The sequence below is a fragment of the Paenibacillus sp. KN14-4R genome (assembly GCF_052180255.1).
GTDB lineage: Bacteria > Bacillota > Bacilli > Paenibacillales > NBRC-103111 > Paenibacillus_AM.
Genome location: NZ_CP197466.1, coordinates 431,359 through 451,662, shown reverse-complemented (window position 1 = coordinate 451,662; position 20,304 = coordinate 431,359). Strand labels below are relative to the sequence as shown.

Below are 20,304 nucleotides of genomic sequence, written 5' to 3'. Positions count from 1 at the left end.
CTCGTCCTTTTTTTGTATAATTTGTAACCTCTCAGTAAACTTTTAACAGACCATTTATGTTATTGTTGGGTGTAAGACTCAACTTGAGGAGGACTTTCACTTGAACAAATGGCTTCTAACGGCTACAAGCGCGCTTCTCGCCCTTCATGTAACAAGTTCTGCGCTCGCTCAGAGCCTTGCCAATGAACCTGAGATTGATCCCCTGCTGTATCCGATTCAAATTTATGAGCAAGAACCCAATAATACGCCTTTCACTGCAACACCCATCACCGCCAATAGCGATGTGACAGGCATGATTAATGACGTTGTGACTGATGTTGATTACTACGTTTTACATATCGATCGTGAACAAAAGATAAATATTGAGCTGGGCAACCTGAGCGTTGATGGTCCACAAGGCATCCATTTCGATGTATTAGACTGCAACCAGAAGGTCATTGCGGAAGCATCTCTATTAGAAATCAAGTGGGGCTATTTATTAAGTGTCGATCTAACGCTCTCACCAGGTAAATACTGGATTAAAGTATATACAGACAACCAAACACCAGCCGTTGTGAATGAACCGTATACGCTCGTACTACAGCCCCCTTTTGAAACGGATGAAACTTCGGCAGGCACCGTGCTCGAGCAAAAACCGATCGCACCTGCACCTAAGGAAGCTGGAAGGCTTGAACATGAATATTGGTTGAAAAATGACCCTAAATATGCGGCTCAAATCGCCGCCTTCAAGCGCTGGAATGAGCGGCATGGTGTGACCCAGCTTCCGCTGGAAGATCCTCAATTACAGCGCCAATATTACTTGGCGCAGTTGAACGTTTTAAAGGCTTGGGAGATCACTAAAGGCGCTTCGCAAATCAAGGTCGGGATTATTGACCTTGGAATTAACACTGGACTATCCGAGTTGGCGAGACAAACCGCTGGATCTCATAGTGTGTTTGGTAAAGAAGGTCATGAAGTAAAGCAAAATCACGGGACGCATGTTGCAGCTATCCTTGCAGCGGATGGGAGTAATGGGATTGGCATCTCAGGTGTTGCACCTGGGGTTAGGATCCTACCTATTAATGCCTGGGGTCCAGAAGGGCGAACGGAAGAAAGTACGGCCCAAGCGATCCGCTATGCGGCAGATCAAGGCGTGCGTATCTTAAGTATGAGTCTGGGCAGCAATGATTTCGCACCTTCTTCAGATGGTGATTCCAAGATCATTCGTGAAGCGATTCAATACGCTCACAGCAAAGGCGTGCTTCTCGTTGCCGCAGCAGGTAACGATATAGGGCTGGCTAAGCCTGACTTCCCTGCTCGCTATCCCGAAGTCATCGCCGTAGGCGCAGTGAACGACAAGGATCTAATTTCTAACTATTCTGCGCGGGGTGCAGATCTTATGGCACCGGGTGAAGATATTTATTCCATCGGACTCGATGGTCGTTTCTTAAGCTTATCTGGCACTTCGATGGCTACACCAATGGTCGCAGGTGTGGCGGCGCTCATCTTATCTAAAAATCCTGGATTATCGAATATAGAAGTACGGGATATTTTGCAAAAATCGGCTGTTCCATTGGGTAATAACAATTTATATGGGCATGGACGTGTAGATGCCTATGCGGCTTTGCAATTGACACCTAATCCTGCTAAGCCGATTGACCCTAATCTTATTTTTGACGATATGGCTGGACATTGGGCACAGGATGCTGTTCAATCCCTATGGAAACAGAATCTGGTGTCGGGAATATCTACAGGTGCTTTTGCACCAGATATTTCGCTGACTCGCGCACAGTTTGCAGCCATGTTGACGCGAGCGCTCCATCTGCCGCATATTGTGCCGACGACTCCTTTTGCGGATGTGAGTGAAGATGCTTGGTATTACAGAGAAGTTCATGCAGCTTCAGGAGCTGGGCTCGTGTACGGGTACGACACCCATACATTCAATCCCGATGCACAAATGACGCGTGAACAAATGGCTGCGATGCTGGTAAGGGCGTGGGAATATAAATTTGGTTGCGGGGTAACTCTCGTGAACAAGCGTGATGAAGCAGACAAAGCTAAGGCTGAGCATGCTCTACTCGATGAGGCCGCGATTAGCTCCTGGGCGAAAGATGCTGTTCATCGTGCAATAGAGCTAGGTTTGATGGTTGGGGAGTCTAAGATTACGTTCAATCCGCAAGGGACGACTACTCGCGCTGAAAGCGCGCAGGGGATTTATAATTTTTTGCAGATTAAAAAATGATTCAAACATACAGAACCACCCACAAAATAGTGGGTGGTTTTTGTTATGGAAATTATAAAGTTCGCCTAAATTAACATTAAATTAATGATATTTTTTACAATTATTTGTATATTCTCCCCTTCTGAAAAGGTACGCTATGTACAGAATCACATCATCTAAAATGTAGGGGGATGACCATGGACCTTTCCCAAATCAAGCAATTTTTTAATGATATGAATCAATCGCTAGGCGAGGTTTCTTCATCGACAAATAACTCACTATTCAGAGTCGACACCGCCATCAGACATTTAGATAAGTCCCTCTCTACTACCAATCTTTTGATTGGCATATTAATCGTCATTTTTATTGCAAATCTGGTTTTTACTATCATCCAAAGCCGAAAGCAGCCCAAATAAAAAAACTACCCGCTACTACTTAGCAGGTAGATCTCCTTACCTCCCCACCTATCAAAAGATGGGGAGGATTGTAACTGTTCCTTATCCCTTAGCTCATTCTACTCAAGAATGGCCCAATATCAACGCCTAACTTCTCCGCAAGTACTTCCCCATACTCACGATCAGCGCGGAAGAAGTTGCAAATGGCAAGCAGCTTCACTTCTTCATCCACTTGCTTCAAGTCATTCACTAAGTTGTTAATAAGGTTCGCCCGCTCTGACTCTGAGAATGTCCGATAACGTTCCCCCGCTTGCACGAAGTCATTCGGCTTATCAATACGCTGCCTAGTAATATTTCCATTTAGTTCAGGCTCACTATCCCGATAAGCAGCATCTTCCTTCGGATTGTCTTGATGACGCGACGGCTCATAATTAATCGTTGAAGGGTCCTGTTTCGTCTGCATGTAACCGTCCCGCTGATGATTGCGTACTGGCGCATACGGACAGTTTACTGGAATCTGTAAGTAATTCGGACCTAGACGGTGGCGCTGTGTATCGGGATAGGAGAACAATCGCCCTTGAAGCAGCTTATCTTCCGAAGCTTCAATTCCCGACACAAGCGCACTTGGCGTGAATGCAACTTGCTCCACCTCAGCGAAGAAGTTAGCTGGATTACGATTGAGCGTCATTGTCCCTACTTTTTGAAAAGGATACAGATCCTCCGGCCAAATCTTCGTCGGATCGAGTGGATCAAAATCCAGCTTATCGTAATCTGCAGGCTCCATAATCTGCACAAGGAACTCCCAATGCGGGAAATTACCATCCTTGATATGATTAAATAAATCTCTCGTTGCATGGTTGAAGTCGCCGCTTTGAACTTCACTCACTTCTTCCGCACTCAAATTCCGTACACCTTGGAGCGGATTCCACTTGTATTTCACATAGACAGACTTGCCCTCTGCATTAATCCACTTAAACGCATGTACACTAAAACCTTCAAGCTGACGATAATTCGCTGGCGTTCCATAGTCTGAGAATAACCACGTCAACATATGCGTAGATTCCGGTGTCAACGTCATGAAATCCCAGTACCGATTCGGGTCTTGGATATTCGTATCCGGCGCAGGCTTTAATGAATGCACCATATCGGGGAACTTCATCGCATCTCGAATGAAAAAGACGGGAAGGTGATTACCCACAATATCGTAGTTGCCCTCTTCCGTGTACAGCTTAACCGCAAATCCACGAGGATCCCTTGCCGTCTCTGGTGAACCTTGACCATGAATAACCGTTGAAAACCTTACCAGTACATCCGTTTCCTGTCCAACCTCTTGTAGAAAGGCCGCTTTCGTGTAATTCGCCATACTCGTCTCAACCTTAAACACCCCGTGCGCGCCCGCTCCACGTGCATGAACAACCCGCTCTGGAATACGTTCTCGGTCAAAATGCGCTAGCTTCTCAATTAGATGATAATCCTCCAGCAATGTTGGTCCTCTGCGCCCAGCCGTTCGTGAATGCTGGTTATCCCCCACAGGTGTACCTTGATTCGTCGTTAAGCGATTATTGTCTGTCATTCATTTCACCTCATTAATTAGAAATACAACACTTCCTCTCTTCTATATCTAATAAGAATCATTCCAACCTAGACCGAAATTGTACGATTTGTATCATGAAATAATTATGAACTTTTACCTTGGAGACGCTCACTCGTATCGATCACAACACCATCGATTCGCTTTGTGAAAGTGGCACGCCAGCTATCCGACAAGGCATCCACAGCGAGAATGTTCTGCATACCTTCCATATTCGTCTTTTCATGGTGCATGATGCGATTGGCGTAGCTAATTGTAATCCCCAATTCATGACGACTTAGCAACTCAAGCTCGGAACCGGAAGTGACCAAGCCCTCTTTTAACACGCGAAAATAATATCCGGTATACCCTGTATCCTGCATCTGCACAGGTAATTTAGGTGCATCGTACCGCACAGATAACTTAAAGCATGGCTGTCTTGGCTGCGTGATCTGCACGACCGCTTCGCCCAATTGGAACGTATCGCCGATGCAGACGTCATCCTCAAGCATCCCCTCTATTGTTACATTCTCACCGAATGCGCCGAATTCCAATTCCCTACCCAGTTCTTGTGACCAAAATGGGAAATGCTCATAACAGAAACCGCACACCGCTTTATCGGGTCCCCCATGATGCTTCGTATCCGCCTGTCCATCACCCTCAAAACCTTCTCTAGACAACATTAATCCCTCATGTACGGGTTTCTTAAAAATCCCAGTCGAGACTTCCGTTCTGTTATATGGCACTGTGATTGGTTTGCTAATATTAAGTGAAACAATTTTACCGGATTTCATCTTTTTCAAACCTCCCGTTCATTCGTATCTCTTACGCGAAATATTCAATAAGTTTAATAACTTTATACCATGAAACCGTCTTTTAATCTTTATTTTCTTATCTAAAAATACAAAAAGACCCCCTTTCCGTCATACAACGGATCGAAGGTCCTGTCTCTATATTTATAATCACCAATTCCTTATCCGGCTTGCCGCTGAGAACGAAGTGTTACGGCTTTCTTATTCTCTTCGGGCTTACGTTCACTAGGAGAGCTAATAAAGAATGCAATGATAAGCGATACCACACACATTGCAGCAATGACCATGAATGTCACGTGGAATCCACCTAGCAGCACCGACAGGAACGAACCTGTTAGAGCCCCAAGACCAAAGCCTTGATAAATGACCCCATAGTTTTTGCTCTGATTCTTCAATCCGAAGAAATCAGCCACAATGGCAGGAAACACTGTAATATTACCGCCGAAACAAAACGCAATGACGGAAACACAAGCGAAGAAAACACCCACATTCAGAGGTACATAGTTTAAAGCTAGAACCGATACCGCGGTTGCACATATGGCACCTGCTACCACTTTCATCCGACCCACTTTATCGGACAATGCTCCCAGGATAATACGACCGGCTGTATTGAAGATCGCTACCATCGCAACTGCATTTGCTGCTGTAGCCACATCGAGCCCTGCCAACTGAACGCCCGCATCTTTTACAATGCCAATCAAGTACAAACCGCTCATACATGCTGTGAAGAAAATAACGAATAAGAGATAAGCTTCTTTGGTACGCAGCATTTCTCGTACAGTAAAGTTCCGCTGCACGCCTTGCTTTTCATTCCCATTCACTGCATCAGTAGTTACTACAGCTTCACGTAGTAGGAATGAACCTGCCGCGATCATCACCATGGCGATGATGCCCCAAAATAAGAATGTCTGCGAAACGCCGTATGATTGAAGGAAGCCTGCATTCACATATTTAAAAATCAGACTGCCTGACCCAAATGCACCAACTGAAATACCGGAAACAAGCCCTTTACGATTCGGAAACCACTTGATCAAATTCGAAAGCGATGTAATGTACGCAGAACCATCTGCGAAACCAACGACAACACCAATGAGTAGATAGATGAGCCATAAGGATGAAACCATGGAACTGAAGATCAAGCCTGACCCGAGCACAATACCCGAGATTAGAACTAAACGCCGAATACCAATACGTTCCTGAATTTTACCTGCAAAAAGCGTTGAAAAAGCTAGCGCAAAGCTCGTAATCGAAAAAGTAATGGAGACGGAACTCAGCCCCCAACCAAATTTATCTGCAAGCGGCTGATTAAACAAACTCCAAGTATAAATGGTACCTAATCCCATTTGAACAATAATCGTACCAAGCACGATCAACCAACGATTTACTTTAGGCGTCAATGAAACATTCGATTTCACCACGATCCCCCGCTTTCATTCTGCTAATGTCTCTTGTTGTAGCTTTATCATACAAGATTAAAGCAATCCCAAATCATTAGCGTCATGAGATGACAGAATATCGGAATGAACTGCCTTTAAATGTGCATTAACTGCCTGAATTCCTTCACTTTACTGCGGCTAACAGGAATTTCAGTATCACAATCTCGCAGCCGCAGCAAATACGTATTGTTGAACCATGGAACAATTTCATGGATTTGTGCCAAATTAACCGTATAGGAACGATGACTGCGATAGAATTGATCCTGTGGCAGCATTGCATGAAATTCGGAGATACTCATCGGCATAATATACGATCCGCTTTTAGTGAACACATTCGTCACCTTTTCCTGCGCCTCAGCGTAATAGATTTCCGCGGAATCTGTCACGATAATCTTATCATTCTTCAGCAGATTGATTCGTTTGCCAGAAGATGAGTTAGCACCTGCACCTTTCACGACCTTATTCTCCGTTCTTTCGAACGCCGCTTCCAATTTATGCAGCATAGCTGTAATTCTTCGTTCATCATAAGGCTTTAAGATATAATCGAAAGCTTCGAGTTCAAAAGCCTCCGCAGCATGTTCTTTATATGCCGTTGTGAAAATAATAAGTGGTTTGCGGGTAAATTTGCTTATATTGTTCGCGAGCAGCATGCCGTCTAAAGACGGAATATTAATATCGAGGAAAATCGCATCCACCTCGTGCTCCTGCAAATATTTCAGCACATCCAGCCCATCTTCAAACCGCTCGACAATCTCAATCCGACTATGCGCAGTGATCAAAAATTCCAATTCTTCTCTTGCGAGAAATTCATCTTCGACAATTATGGCTCTCATGATGGCTCCTTTGGTATATCAAAACAAATGTCTGTCCCCTTCATTAACCGCTGTATACTCAGCCCTTGGCCGTAAAGCAGTTGAACACGTTTATGCACATTGAATAACCCTATATGATGCGCAGCGATTCGCTCGTTCATCACATTATCAATGACTTCTTGATCAATCCCAATACCTGTATCTGCAACGCCTATTCGAACCGTATCCCGTTTTTCTTTGACATAAATCGTAACGGTTCCAGCGCCTTTCACTTTCAAAATGCCATGAATGATGGCATTCTCGACGAGAGGTTGAATCACAAGGCTTGGAATTTTGACAGCCACTTCATCCACATCATAGATCACGTTCAGCCGATTGCCGAACCGGGCTTTCTCGATTTCCACGTAATTACGAACCTGCTCCAGTTCTTTATGGATATCAATCACTTCATCCGTCAGCTCCAAGTTATAGCGCATATATCCCGATAAATTAACAATTAGCTCACGCGCCTTATCTGGCTTCGTGCGAATGGAAGATCCAATTGCGTTGAGTGCATTGAACAAAAAGTGTGGCTGTATGGTCGTCTGGAGCGCCTTCAGCTCTGCCTTATTGGCCATCTCCTTCATTTCCTCAACCCGCGAAACTTCCATTAAAGTGGAAATAATTTGGGACAGTCCAACAGCCATCGTCTGTAAGGGATACGTAATTTTATGTGCTTTGCGGTAATAAATTTTAAGCGTGCCCGTCACCTCATCTCGCTCCTGAAGTGGAATAACGAGAAGGGATTGAATGCCTGGCATCGACTCGTCCAAGGCGTGATTGCTAATCTCGAATTGACCTGTCCGAATTGTCTTCTTCGTTAACTCACTAATAATTTCATGACGCATCAAATAGCGTTCCTCACCAAACCCTACATAAGCTTGAACTTGTCGCAAGTCCGTAATTGCCACAGCATCCGCTTGTATGTCTTCTTTTATTATTTCACAGATCTTATGTAGGGACTCCGAATTGATGGAACGAAAATAGGGTAATGTTTTGTTTGCAATATCCAGCGCAAGCTTCGCCTGACGGGCAGCGATTCCTTCTTTTTCCGACTCGACGCTCTGAATCAATAAAACAATTAAACCTACGTTCACTTGACCTAAAATCATCGGTACTGCGATTTTGGATACGATATCCCAACCAAGCTCTGTGGGATGTGCGAAGAAGACGATAAGTACCATCGTTAACGCCTCACAAGCCATCCCCGCGATAATCCCTACGATCCAACGTTTGGAACTAATCGTTCGCAGATGAATATAGCTTGCTACGAAGCCCGCAATTATGCTGGTAATTAAACAAGGTATCGACGTCACACCGCCAATATCGATCAAATATCGATGAATACCTGACACAATACCGACAACAATACCGACCCATGGACCGAACAAAATTCCGGCGGACATAATGACAATAATACGTACATTGACGAGTGATCCTTCTACAGAGATGCCCGAGTAAGTCCCAAAGATGGCGAATAAACAAAATAGGAGGGTAATAACGGCGTATTCTTTCGGGGAGCGTGTATCCTTTTGAAGAACTTGTTTGACATTCGATATGCGGATCATAAAAAAGATAATAATGAGCAATAAGGCAGCCCGCTCAAAAAGCTGCATCAGCATCGTTAGTGTTGTTGCATTCAAACTTGTTTCCTCCTGCTTCTTGATGTCGGATCTAGATGTTTCTGTATAGTTTACCACAAACAACAAAAAAACCTCGCCGCAGCAAGGTTCCTGATTCCTAGAATTGAAAATAGATAAACGTGCTCTGCTCTCCTTTTAACAACATAAACAAACAAATCAGGATAATACCTGTATATACGGCTGAGCGGATGAAAGTTGGAATCCGAGATTGCCAGACGAACGACCACGAACGGAACTTTTGCACGATGACATATTCCAATACATGCAGTGCATAGAGCAGTACGATCATAATCAAATACTTATAAAGAGATGAAGGTATATGCAAGGGATTGAAATACAGCATATTCTTCACCATATGCAAGGCATCTGTCATATTCGCTGCGCGGAAGAACACCCAACCGATCACCGTCATATGGAAGAAAATGAAGACCGTCACCAGCTTATACCACAGCTTGCCCGTTAATGATCCCAATCCGATCTTCGTCAACCACTTGCTGTAACCCCGATGCCCGGCAGACAATACCCCTTGGTAAAAGCCCCATACGATATACTTCCAAGCCGCTCCGTGCCATAACCCCGAGATCGTCATCGCCAAGATTAGATTCACATAGACGCGCACTTTACCCGTTCTGGACCCACCCAGTGGAATATAGATATAGTCCCGAATCCAGTTGGATAGGGTGATGTGCCATCTGCGCCAAAACTCGCTCGGATTGCTGCTTATATACGGGGTTCTAAAGTTCACATCAAGCCGTAATCCGAATAGATGCCCGATTCCAATCGCCATCTCACTATAAGCGGAGAAGTCAAAGTAGATCTGGAATGCGAACAAGTATGCCGCTACCCAAGCTTCTGCTCCACCAAGCTCCCCACCCCGCTCAAAAAACACACGTACATGCGGTTCAAGTAAATTGGCGAGCAGTACCTTTTTACATAATCCCATCCCGATATAAAATAACCCAACTTTAATATTAACGTGGTTAAATCGTACCGTATTCATTGCGCGAAGCTGAGGGAAGAATTCCTTGCCGCGTAAGATCGGCCCTGCCATCGAATGAGCGAAGAGCGAAATGAACACCCAGAACTCCAATAGATTTTTACTTGGTGACAGCTTCTTCTGATACACATCAACCATATAGGCAATGAGTTGAAACGTGTAGAAGGAAATCCCGATCGGTAAAATTAAATTTTCAAAAATCGTCCCTTTTACATTCAGATGCATCGAAAATATATTTTCCAAGTTATGTAGGAGGAATAAGGAATATTTGAAAAATACGAGGTTCCCGATAACAAGAACCAGTCCCGCAATTAAGTACTTGCGCCCATGCCGACTATCCAGCTTCCGAGATAATACATATGCAAGTGCGACCACTGTGAAGAACAGGACTAGATACCCAACACCTGCAACCGCATAGAACACCGCATTAGCAACCGCGAACATCGGCAGACGAAGCTTAGGAGCTGCATAATACAAAGCAAAGACGGTAATGAGAAACCCGATGAATAGCAGCGAGCTGAATTGCATCCTCTGTCACAACTCCTTATTGTTTCCAATTGGACCATAATAGGTGGGCAAGCATCTGATAACCTTCTTTGATGTAGTGCGTATGGTCAGAGAACAGCTTAGTCGAAATAGCCCCTTGCAAATTCACATAGTCCACGGGCTTATCGGCAAAATAAGCATCCAGACGCTTCAAATTATCCCGATAACCCGGAGTCTGGATAAATTCCTTCGACAATTCTTCATTCGTCCCGGACATGAACACCAGCGTGTGCTTGCCTTTCTGGTGTTCGAATATACGGTTCATCATATACACATTTAAGTTCTTCTCGGTCATGTCAAAAGGTTTATCGATAAACCCGCTCATATACTCGGGCTTTTTGAGCATCTCGGCAAGCCCTTCCTTCTCATACCAGGGCCTAGTATCTCCGAGCACATCGTCTGGCTCAATGCCTTTGACGATCTTATTATAGGAAGCAAGTAGATCGCGATGGATAAAATCTCGATATGCATACATCGGTATGTGGCTCCATACGCTGCGTGCTAAGAAATCTGTGAAGCGATCCCACGCCGTACCAGCCTTATAGCCGTTTTGCTTAAGCTGCGATTCAATGTCCCCGAATGTAGCCGGATTTGCGTTCTTCAGATCATTTTTTAACCAAAATACGATCGGTGGATCAGGTGTACGTGCAACAAAGCTTGAATACCGTACATCCATGATCACTTTGTCGGTGGAGATGTTGCGTTCATCTAGCTTCAGTAGGAGCGTGTACAAATCACCCGACTGCATCGCTGGAATCGATAGATTAAATACGGCAGGTGGTGCCGCAGCACCTGGATAAGATTGCTTTATCTCTTGCTCTAAAAAATACGATAACGAATCGCCCGAGCGGACTGGTGTACTGAACGTCACAGAATCCCCAAGGATGATGATATAGTCGGTTAACTTGTTCTTCTTAATCTTGGCAGCCATCGCATCTAGAACCACATCAACATTGCGTGGATTGTCTTTGAACATGTTATAATCCATCCGATAGTGATATAGACGATCTAGGGAATACCAGGAGCTAATCCCCCACTGCACCAGCAGAAAGAAAACCACAATATAAACTCCGCTAATCAAACTTTTTCTTGCCGTTCTCGCTTTAGAAAGCTTGATACGAGCCTGTACCGCGACCTTATCTTTTGTAATCGGAATCTGTGGAATCGACATATCACATTTCCTTTCGGGATGATCTTCAAATATTCGCCAATATAACTGATTTTATTGTATTTTCTGACATATTGTCTACAAAAAAAGAACTATCCTCTAATTTAACTTCATTTGAGAATAGTTCCTTCCTATTACGCGCTATTCAGTTGCCTCATTTCCACAACTACACGAGGCTTTTCAGCTTTTGTTCTAACCCTTCTTGATCACCAAGCGGCAGATCACTCACCCGGGTTAAAACCCATCTTTCTTGATGTTCACACGCCTCTTGCGGCTGCAGCTTCTGCAAAGCACCTAGCGTTTCCATTTCCAAAATAATCTCATTCGTATAACACTCAAACGACACGCCATGATCCGGGTAAGTCGCAGTGATATCATGCTTATGATACTTTACGAATAAACTATCATTCTTGTAATAGGCTGCCCAGCCTGCTTCGTTATTTGTCCCGAGCTTGAATGAACTGTTGGCAGTTGGCTGCTGCTGAACGAGGATAAATTTCTCGCCCCAAGTGACACGCTGATCGTCCATTTTGCTATAAGGCCATAGGGATACGATACGATTCGGTAAAAAGCCTGTTTCACGTGTGGTTTGCGGAATAATCGCTGTGCCGTCTGTCGACATCACCGTAATTGCCCAAGGTGCAAGCTCAATCGGCCAAGCATTCTCGTTCACAATCTTGTGATTAAGCTCAACTTCACCTGTCGGGTTCATTTGAATCGTGATGATTTTACGAACGCCATTCCATTTTTCCACATCTGCCGTTAAGATAACACCGTTATCTATCAGATCATAGCTTACTTTGTTGTTGTCCGGGTAGTATGTACGAGGTGATGCTTCTGGGCTTGTCCATAGACGGTGACCCCCATACAGCTTCCAACCTCCACCACCAAATACATCCAATGCTTCGCTGTCCTGTCTAATCTTCGCTTCTGTATCTTCTAGTAAAAGATTCTCTTCCCCAACAAATCCAAAGCGAATAATACGCGGTCCAATATCTATCGTCACGACAAGCTCAACTGTACCATTGGATACGTATAAACATTGACCCCAATCGCCATAAGTATCTTTTGTAATCGTCACATTGCTCATTATGAATCTCTCCTTTCATACCACCAAATGGCTACACGTACTCTATTACTAGTATACGATTCATAGCAAGTGATATCTAGGGTAAAAAAGGCGGTAAACGAGCCTTACGAACAGTGCCTCCAGTTAGAGGTTCGTTCATTTACTCGTTTACCGCCTTTGTAATTATCTTAGAATTTCTCCGATACCAACTTCGCTTGTGTAAACAGCATCAGGTAGTCGCGTCCGCCAGCTTTGGAGTCTGTACCGGACATGTTGAATCCACCGAATGGGTGAACGCCTACAAGCGCTCCTGTACACTTACGGTTAAAGTACAAGTTACCACAGTGCATGTTGTCACGTGCATACTCCAAGTGCTCTCTGTTGTTGGACAAGAATGCACCTGTTAAACCGTACTCTGTGTTGTTGAAAATATCGATTGCATGCTTGTAATCTGTTGCTTTGCAAACCGCAAGCACAGGTCCAAAGATTTCATCATGCATGATTTTTGCATCTTCAGAGCAGTCTGCAATAACAGTTGGCTGGATGTAGTAGCCGTTACCTTCTGCTTTTTCTCCACCTGCAACAAGGCGACCTTCACCCTTGCCAATGCTAATGTATTCCAAAATTTTATGATAAGCGCTAGCATCAATGACTGGACCAATCGGTGCATTTTCTTCTGCTAAACCTACGCGTAATGCCTTTGTTTTCGCAATAACCTTTTCCAACACTTCATCATAAAGGTCTTGGTGTACGATTGCTCTGGAACCTGCGGAACACTTCTGTCCTTGGAAACCAAATGCAGATTGTACGATTGCCGTTGCTGCTTCTTCAGCATCCGCAGATGCGTCAACAACAACTGCATCCTTACCACCCATTTCAGCAACGAGACGCTTCATCCACTTCTGACCAGGCGCTTGCTTAGCGATACGCTCATTAATGCGTAAACCCACTTCACGTGAGCCTGTGAATGAGATGAAACGTGTGGAGTTGTGATCGACTAAGAAGTCACCAATTTCACCACCTGAGCCAGGTACAAAGTTAATTACGCCTGCAGGAAGACCGATCTCTTCCATTAGTTCAACAAATTTAGCTGCAATAATAGGAGATGTGGAGGCTGGCTTCAAGATCACGGTGTTACCAGATACAAGCGCCGCACATGTCATACCTGCCATAATCGCAAGCGGGAAGTTCCAAGGTGGAATAACAACCCCTACACCAAGTGGAATGTAAGTAAGACGATTGTCTTCGCCATCAAGTGCTACAAGTGGTTGTGGCTCTGCATAACGAATCATTTCGCGTCCATAAAACTCCATGAAGTCGATTGCTTCTGCCACATCCGCATCTGCCTCGCCCCAGTTCTTACCTACTTCGTATACTAACCAAGAAGCGAACTCGAACTTGCGACGACGCATCACAGCTGCTGCCTTGAATAAGTATCCAGCGCGTGCTTGTGCATCCACAAAACGCCAAGTTTCAAATGTCTTCGTAGCTGCTGTCATCGCTTGCTCAGCAAGTGCTTGATCCGCTTGGGATACTGTACCCACAAGTTGATCCGTATCGCCTGGGTTGATCGATTTGATCAGACGCTCCGTTGTAATCTTCTCCCCACCAATAACAAGTGGATAAGATTGGCCCAATTGGCCCTTTACTTTGCGAAGCGCAACTTCCATTGCTTCTTTATGAACTGGGTTTGTAAAATCTGTAAATGGTTCTACACGGTATGGAGTAACTGCCACTTTTCATTCCCCCTGGGGTGATATTTTATAAAATAATTATTAATTAGATCGTGTTCAAAAAGTCTGATCACTGCGGAGAAAAGAAGCACTTCCGGTCGCTGTTGAAATCGTGAAATTTGATTAGATTATATGGTGTTTTCACGATTTCAAAGGCGATCGCTTCGCTCCTACAGTTGCTTCTATTCTCCTCCGTTACACTTTTTGAACACGCTCCTTACACTTATTATTTTTTAAACATGGATTTCAGAACAAAACCAACATTCGCAGGGCGCTCAGCCAGACGACGCATGAAATAGCCGTACCAGTCGTTGCCGTAAGGTACATACACACGCATGGTGTAGCCTTCGTTGGCAAGCGATCTTTGTTGTTGGACTTTAATGCCATATAACATTTGGAATTCAAACTGTGAGTTCGGGATATTATGCATCTTCACGAACTGCTTCACATGCTCAATGACTTTCTCGTCATGCGTTGCGATAGCTGCATAGTTGCCATAGAGCAGGTGCTGCTCAATAATTTTAATATAGTTAGCATCTACATCCGCTTTACGAGGGAACGCTACTTCTGCCGGTTCTTTGTAAGCACCTTTCACTAGACGCAAATTCGGCTTATAACGATTAAGTGCCTCAATATCCGCTTCACTCTTATACAAATACGCCTGAATCACGATGCCGATCGTCTCTCCATAAATCTCGCGCAATTCATAGAACATATCCAATGAGGCAACATTGCGCGCATGGTCTTCCATATCAATCCGTACAAAATTGCCGTATTGCTTCGCCCGATCCAAGATTTGACGCATGTTATCCATGCATAGTTCTCTTGAAATATCGAGCCCGAGCGAAGTGAGCTTAAGTGATAAATTCGATTTTACCTGCGCTTCATGAATGGCATCTAATGTGCGGATACAGCAATCTGTTCCGTGCAGCGTCTCTTCCTTGGTCGATACGAATTCACCCAAGTGATCCAGTGTCGCTACAATTCCGTGCTTATTCAGTTCTCTTACCGCATCGATAGCCTGTGCAATCTGTTCTCCAGCTACGAATCGGCTAGCTCCAAAGCGCAGGCCGTATTTCTTCGCTGCCCGATTGGCAAACCCGTTTTTGGATAAAAAGAGAAACGCATTTTGCAGTAACGTCTCCATGTATTAATTGTGCCTCCCTCTCTCGGAAAGTGTCAGTTTTTAGACAGTTATGAATGTTTTGATTAAATTATAATCATTTTTCAGATCCCTGTAAACCCTTACATTCAAAATCATTTAAATATTCTGTTAATATATTGTTCCTCCTAGTAATTGAACTTTTACAATTCCTTATATATACTAGAATCACTATTTAGACCGATAATTGAGATAATTAAAAATCGCATAATGATAGGGTGGTGACGTGATGTTCGACACAATGTCCAAAATGAAATCATTTATGGCCGCAATTCTAGCTGGTGTCAACGATGCCGTTACCGTTGTCGATACGGAAGGCGTCGTGTTGTATTGGAATGAAGCTGCTGAACGCACCTATGAAATCACTGCCCAAGAAATTGTGGGACAGCATGTTGGCCATTTTTTTCAAAAAGAGTCTGTCATGCTCTATCAAGTGATGGAAAGTCGCAGTCCCGTTCATCACGTTTATCATGAGCCTCGGCCAGACATGCATGTTATGATCAATGCACTTCCTGTCTTTGATCATGATGGCAGTCTGCTTGGTGCGATATCGATCGAACAAAATATTACCCAATATGTGCAGCTCAATGGTGAGCTTTATGATAAAACAAGCGATGAGCATCTCTACACTGCGTTTCCTTTTAAAAAAGAAGAAATCGGTGCAGCATCTGATCTCAGCCGTCTCAACTTCCCACTTCTATTAACAGGTGACGCAGGTGTCGGTAAACGGGCACTTGCCCAATGGTTATCACGAAGTGCAGGGAAAAATAATAGCTTCGTCGCGATTAGCTGCAGCTCTGTTCCAGGTGGACTGATGGACTCGGAGCTATTCGGCTTTGAAGGCGGTATGCTCAGTGACAATTCTGCAGCTCGTGCAGGAAAGTTAGAAGAAGCCGCAGGTGGTAGTGTGTTTCTAAAAGATTTACAAGCGATGCCTCACAGTGTACAAGAGAAGCTGGCGCAAGCCATAAGATCAGGCGAATTCACACGTATTGGTGGCTCGACGTCAATTCCTCTACGCTGTCGCCTCTTCGCATCCTTACCTAGCGACTACGAACATTTGGTTGAAAGCGGCGTTTTGTTGAAGGAATTATTTTATGCTTTCCAGATTAAACAGGTGCCTTCCCTTTCACAACGTAAACAAGATATACCTGAGCTTAGTCGAATGTTCCTAAGTGATGCCGCTCGTCGTATGGGTAAACCCGCTCCTGTACTCAGTGCTGAAATTGTGACTGCACTGGCTTCATTTGACTGGCCAGGCAATATTCCACAATTTAAACACGCGATTGAGCATATTCTTATTGCTTCCCAAGGCGGGGTCGTTACCCTACAAGATCTTCCACCCACGATTAAAGTAACGACGTTAACAAATCTGACCGAACAAGCCATGCCTCTTAACGTGCAGGCCGATCAGATTGAACGAGCGCGTATCAAAGAAGCGTTGACAGCAACAAAGGGCAATAAGTCTAAGACGGCGCGTTTACTCGCAATTTCGCGGGGAGCGTTATACTACAAGATGAAGCAGCATAATCTAGAATGAATACAGCCACTTTTCACATAATGAGAAAGACTCATTATAGAAAAGTGGCTTTTCTCTTTAGAGGAAAAAAAATACAGCTCGTCATTTGATAACAGACACTCTAAACAGTATAATTAGGTATAAAAATACAATCCCGGATAGGAGCGTTTATGGTTACTAACTTTTTTCAAAGTAAAGAGTTCAAACGACTGATTATCCTAGTCGTGGTTGCTGCCATGCTGTATGCAGTAAGAGATATGCTCAACTTAATTCTCATCATGTTCATTTTCACGTTTTTAATGAATCAACTGCAGAAACTCATCTCTTCCCAGCTCGATAAGGTTGTCAAAATTAATTCGAAAATTATCGTCATCTTACTCTATATTGCATTCGTCACAGGATTTGTCCTTGTTATTATTAAGTACCTTCCAGTCATCGTCGAACAAATCTCACAGCTCGTTGTGCAAATAAAATGGTTCTTTAATCAGCCACAAGAAAATGAAATCGCCAACTATATTATCTCGATGACAAAAGAAGCTAATATTTCCACTTACATCGAGCAGGGCCTTAACTTTTTATACAAATACGCGGCTAACATTGGAAAGCTTGGCGTCCAAGTGTTTATTGCTCTTATTCTCAGCCTATTTATTCTTCTTGAGAAGGAACGTATTATTCGATTCACTTCACAGTTTCAATCAAGTAAAGCGGGCGCCGTTTATGAAGAGTTAGCCTATTTCGGTCGTAAGTTCGTAAACTCCTTTGGCAAAGTGATTGAGGCACAATTCATCATTGCAATTGTAAACTGTATACTGTCTGTCATTGCACTATCGATCATGGGCTTCCCACAATTAATCGGTCTGGGACTGATGATTTTCGTGCTTGGACTCATTCCAGTTGCGGGTGTGGTTATCTCCTTATTCCCACTCTGTACGATTGCTTACAGTATTGGCGGCATCATGTATGTCGTATATATCCTGATCTTCATTGCATTCATTCACGCACTTGAGAGCTATGTCCTGAATCCGAAGCTGATGTCTGCAAAGACGAATCTGCCGATCTTCTATACGTTCTTGGTACTTATTTTCGCCGAACATTTCATGGGCATCTGGGGTCTGATCATCGGTATTCCGATCTTTATGTTCCTACTTGATGTGTTGGAAGTTGAAAATAAGGTGACTGGTTCACACTAATACAAAAAATTTGAAGTCATAAACGCCTATTAATAAATTGTTCGCCATAAATAGAAAGTCGCATAGGCTTCCCAGCCTGACCAACCTGTAGAAAGTCCTCGAATCTCTTCGATTGAGGGCTTTTTATCTATCCGAAGCAGCTGCTTGATCGCATTATGTAAGCCTACATCCTCAATTGGAAAAGAAGACGGATACCGCAGACAGCGCATACAGACGTAATTCGCTGTCCATGGCCCAATGCCGCGGATTTTCACTAAATCTTTTTCTGCCGATCTCAAATCTCCATGCTGCAGCAAGCTTTCCTTGGACAACTCACCTTCTGTCATAAGCTTCGCTACCCCGATGATATATTCGGCCTTGCGGGTCGTAATTTGCAGCGGCGTTAGGTCTGTAACCGCGACTTTAGCAAGTACCTCTGGCGTAGGAAACGTCCACAACGTGCGTCCCTCCCAGTAGTAGGCAGTGCCGAACTGCTCGACCAGTCTTCTTTTTAACGTATAAGCAAAAGCCAAATTGATCTGCTGGCCTAGAATCCCCCAGCACAGCGCTTCGAATAAATCTGAAATACCTAAAATTCGTAACCCATCATAAGGTCCAACCACCTCACGGAGCAGCGCATCACTCTTCGCTACTTCATAGAATGCTTCCAGATCCGTATCGAGGTCGAACCAATCCATCATATACTGCTGCACCGAGCGGATGTGCTCCGCAGATAGAACACCTTTGCTTAAGAGCCTTACCTCGATGGACTTGTCATCTGTGCTCCTGATTTCCGCAAGTACGTGATCACCTGCAGCAGGTATTACCTTATACAAAGTATGATTGTCGATCTCATACATGCATTCATTTGCCGATCGTGCCAAAAAACCTAGATTCACTGCAAAAGAGAATGTCCCTGTAGGCACAATGGTTAGGGTGTGCTCGTTGTATACCTGGTTAACTGTCATTCCATCTCCTCCTTACAATCCGTTCTTTGCCTCTCTCTATAGTGTATCCTTAATTTACGAGAAATGACTATCGTAATCTTGCTCTTTTATTCCTTGCATACAAAAAAGCGTACCCTCTTAAAAGGATACGCTTGTACTTTCCTCTATTACTTATTTTGAAATATCCACAAACCCTTCACCAAATACATCACGAACATCATGAATTGTAATAAACGCTTCTTTATCAATCGATTTCACAATTTTCTTCAGTGTGCTCACTTCTTGTTTGCTAATCACAATATAAAGGATTTCTTTCCGCATTTTTGTATAATGTCCATGCCCATAAATAACAGTAACGCCACGATCCATGACCACATTCACCTGTTCGGCAATTTGATTCTGCTCTTTGGATACGATCGTAACCGCCTTTTTAGAGCTAATCCCCTCAATAATGAAATCCATCACTTTGGTCCCTATGTAGAGCATGACAATCGTAAACATCAGACTTTGCGCACCAATAATGAAATAAGAGGAGAAAGCAACAATCAAATCAAAGAACAAGAGCGCATAACTAATATTCCAGTCCAAATACTTATGCATCATTCGAGCTAAGATGGTACTCCCTGCCGTTGTTCCGCCAACTCGTATGATCAAACCTATCCCCACGCCCGCGAATACGCCTCCGAATATAGCGTTGATCATCAATTCATTAGAGGCAATATGCCAACTCGCTGTTACATATAAGAAAAGCGAATTGAATATGACAGCAATAATGGTGTAAACCGTCGTCGTCTTATCCAAAAATTTATAACCAATTATTAATAAAATGGCGTTTAAAATCAGACTCATGAGCCCTGGAGACCATCCAAAAAGATAGTAAAGGATGATGGTAATCCCCGTAACCCCACCTTCACCAAACTCATTCGGAATAACAAACAGATTAATCGCTAAGGCAAAAAGGAACGCTCCCACCATAATCATAAGGATATCTATACATCGTTTTTTCATCATAAGACAAGTCTAAAACATACTTTAGTATTTAGCAAACCTTTGAAACAAATGCGCAGTGGTTTCTGATCATTGTTGG

15 protein-coding genes are annotated in these 20,304 nt (G+C 43.8%); 3 read left to right on the top strand and 12 right to left on the bottom strand.

All coding sequences use genetic code 11. The features are described from left to right. Positions 1-100: 100 nt before the first annotated feature. Entirely contained in the window at positions 101-2,221 is a 2,121-nt protein-coding gene (locus ACSBOP_RS02235) for a S8 family peptidase (RefSeq protein WP_442602875.1), read from the top strand. A 483-nt stretch (positions 2,222-2,704) separates the two neighbouring features. Here ACSBOP_RS02235 and ACSBOP_RS02230 read toward each other — a convergent pair whose 3' ends face one another. From ACSBOP_RS02230 to ACSBOP_RS02185, 10 genes are all read right to left on the bottom strand, one after another. Further along, positions 2,705-4,168: a catalase gene (locus ACSBOP_RS02230; protein WP_442602874.1), complete on the bottom strand. Its 1,464-nt coding sequence runs from the start codon at positions 4,166-4,168 to the stop codon at positions 2,705-2,707. 104 nt (positions 4,169-4,272) lie between these two features. Further along, positions 4,273-4,959 carry an MOSC domain-containing protein gene (locus ACSBOP_RS02225; RefSeq protein WP_442602873.1) on the bottom strand — a complete coding sequence of 229 codons (687 nt, stop codon included), beginning with the start codon at positions 4,957-4,959 and terminating at the stop codon, positions 4,273-4,275. Positions 4,960-5,138: 179 nt separating this feature from the next. After that, entirely contained in the window at positions 5,139-6,392 is a 1,254-nt protein-coding gene (locus ACSBOP_RS02220) for an L-lactate MFS transporter (RefSeq protein WP_442602872.1), read from the bottom strand. A 116-nt stretch (positions 6,393-6,508) separates the two neighbouring features. Beyond that, complete coding sequence (locus ACSBOP_RS02215; RefSeq protein WP_442602871.1) at positions 6,509-7,246, bottom strand: LytR/AlgR family response regulator transcription factor; 738 nt, start codon at positions 7,244-7,246, stop codon at positions 6,509-6,511. Continuing rightward, positions 7,243-8,886: a LytS/YhcK type 5TM receptor domain-containing protein gene (locus ACSBOP_RS02210; RefSeq protein ID WP_442604342.1), complete on the bottom strand. Its 1,644-nt coding sequence runs from the start codon at positions 8,884-8,886 to the stop codon at positions 7,243-7,245. Before ACSBOP_RS02210 ends, ACSBOP_RS02215 begins: the two co-directional genes overlap by 4 nt. Positions 8,887-9,004: 118 nt before the next feature. Continuing rightward, entirely contained in the window at positions 9,005-10,432 is a 1,428-nt protein-coding gene (locus ACSBOP_RS02205; protein ID WP_442602870.1) for an MBOAT family O-acyltransferase, read from the bottom strand. Between the two features lie 16 nt (positions 10,433-10,448). Next, entirely contained in the window at positions 10,449-11,621 is a 1,173-nt protein-coding gene (locus ACSBOP_RS02200) for a hypothetical protein (RefSeq protein ID WP_442602869.1), read from the bottom strand. A gap of 163 nt (positions 11,622-11,784) precedes the next feature. Next, on the bottom strand, positions 11,785-12,708 hold the full coding sequence (locus ACSBOP_RS02195; protein ID WP_442602868.1) for a hypothetical protein: 924 nt from the start codon (positions 12,706-12,708) through the stop codon (positions 11,785-11,787). A 167-nt stretch (positions 12,709-12,875) separates the two neighbouring features. Then, positions 12,876-14,357, bottom strand: a complete 1,482-nt coding sequence (gene pruA / locus ACSBOP_RS02190; protein ID WP_442604341.1) for an L-glutamate gamma-semialdehyde dehydrogenase — start codon at positions 14,355-14,357, stop codon at positions 12,876-12,878. A gap of 289 nt (positions 14,358-14,646) precedes the next feature. Beyond that, the gene (locus ACSBOP_RS02185; protein ID WP_442602867.1) at positions 14,647-15,567 is read right to left on the bottom strand and encodes a proline dehydrogenase family protein; all 921 of its coding nucleotides are present in this window, start codon (positions 15,565-15,567) and stop codon (positions 14,647-14,649) included. A 244-nt stretch (positions 15,568-15,811) separates the two neighbouring features. Here ACSBOP_RS02185 and ACSBOP_RS02180 point away from each other — a divergent pair, with 244 nt between their 5' ends. Both ACSBOP_RS02180 and ACSBOP_RS02175 read left to right on the top strand, forming a co-directional pair. Then, positions 15,812-17,122, top strand: coding sequence for a sigma 54-interacting transcriptional regulator (locus tag ACSBOP_RS02180; RefSeq protein WP_442602866.1), 1,311 nt, complete (start codon positions 15,812-15,814; stop codon positions 17,120-17,122). 149 nt (positions 17,123-17,271) lie between these two features. Continuing rightward, a complete protein-coding gene (locus ACSBOP_RS02175) occupies positions 17,272-18,291 on the top strand; it encodes an AI-2E family transporter (RefSeq protein ID WP_442602865.1) in 1,020 nt (339 codons plus the stop codon). Between the two features lie 29 nt (positions 18,292-18,320). On the opposite strand, the gene ACSBOP_RS02170 is transcribed toward ACSBOP_RS02175, so the two are convergent. Together ACSBOP_RS02170 and ACSBOP_RS02165 are read right to left on the bottom strand one after the other, a co-directional pair. After that, positions 18,321-19,238 carry a DNA-3-methyladenine glycosylase family protein gene (locus ACSBOP_RS02170; protein WP_442602864.1) on the bottom strand — a complete coding sequence of 306 codons (918 nt, stop codon included), beginning with the start codon at positions 19,236-19,238 and terminating at the stop codon, positions 18,321-18,323. A gap of 150 nt (positions 19,239-19,388) precedes the next feature. After that, positions 19,389-20,225, bottom strand: coding sequence for a YitT family protein (locus ACSBOP_RS02165; protein WP_442604340.1), 837 nt, complete (start codon positions 20,223-20,225; stop codon positions 19,389-19,391). Between the last annotated feature and the right edge of the window lie 79 nt (positions 20,226-20,304).

What these genes read in the sequence shown, in the direction of transcription:
- ACSBOP_RS02205 (WP_442602870.1), bottom strand. Translation starts at nt 10,432, where the DNA reads ATGCAATTCAGCTCGCTGCTATTCATCGGGTTTCTCATTACCGTCTTT.
- pruA (WP_442604341.1), bottom strand. Translation starts at nt 14,357, where the DNA reads ATGGAAGTTGCGCTTCGCAAAGTAAAGGGCCAATTGGGCCAATCTTAT.
- ACSBOP_RS02180 (WP_442602866.1), top strand. Translation starts at nt 15,812, where the DNA reads ATGTTCGACACAATGTCCAAAATGAAATCATTTATGGCCGCAATTCTA.
- ACSBOP_RS02165 (WP_442604340.1), bottom strand. Translation starts at nt 20,225, where the DNA reads ATGAAAAAACGATGTATAGATATCCTTATGATTATGGTGGGAGCGTTC.
- ACSBOP_RS02200 (WP_442602869.1), bottom strand. Translation starts at nt 11,621, where the DNA reads ATGTCGATTCCACAGATTCCGATTACAAAAGATAAGGTCGCGGTACAG.
- ACSBOP_RS02210 (WP_442604342.1), bottom strand. Translation starts at nt 8,886, where the DNA reads ATGCTGATGCAGCTTTTTGAGCGGGCTGCCTTATTGCTCATTATTATC.
- ACSBOP_RS02230 (WP_442602874.1), bottom strand. Translation starts at nt 4,168, where the DNA reads ATGACAGACAATAATCGCTTAACGACGAATCAAGGTACACCTGTGGGG.
- ACSBOP_RS02225 (WP_442602873.1), bottom strand. Translation starts at nt 4,959, where the DNA reads ATGAAATCCGGTAAAATTGTTTCACTTAATATTAGCAAACCAATCACA.
- ACSBOP_RS02175 (WP_442602865.1), top strand. Translation starts at nt 17,272, where the DNA reads ATGGTTACTAACTTTTTTCAAAGTAAAGAGTTCAAACGACTGATTATC.
- ACSBOP_RS02170 (WP_442602864.1), bottom strand. Translation starts at nt 19,238, where the DNA reads ATGACAGTTAACCAGGTATACAACGAGCACACCCTAACCATTGTGCCT.
- ACSBOP_RS02215 (WP_442602871.1), bottom strand. Translation starts at nt 7,246, where the DNA reads ATGAGAGCCATAATTGTCGAAGATGAATTTCTCGCAAGAGAAGAATTG.
- ACSBOP_RS02195 (WP_442602868.1), bottom strand. Translation starts at nt 12,708, where the DNA reads ATGAGCAATGTGACGATTACAAAAGATACTTATGGCGATTGGGGTCAA.
- ACSBOP_RS02185 (WP_442602867.1), bottom strand. Translation starts at nt 15,567, where the DNA reads ATGGAGACGTTACTGCAAAATGCGTTTCTCTTTTTATCCAAAAACGGG.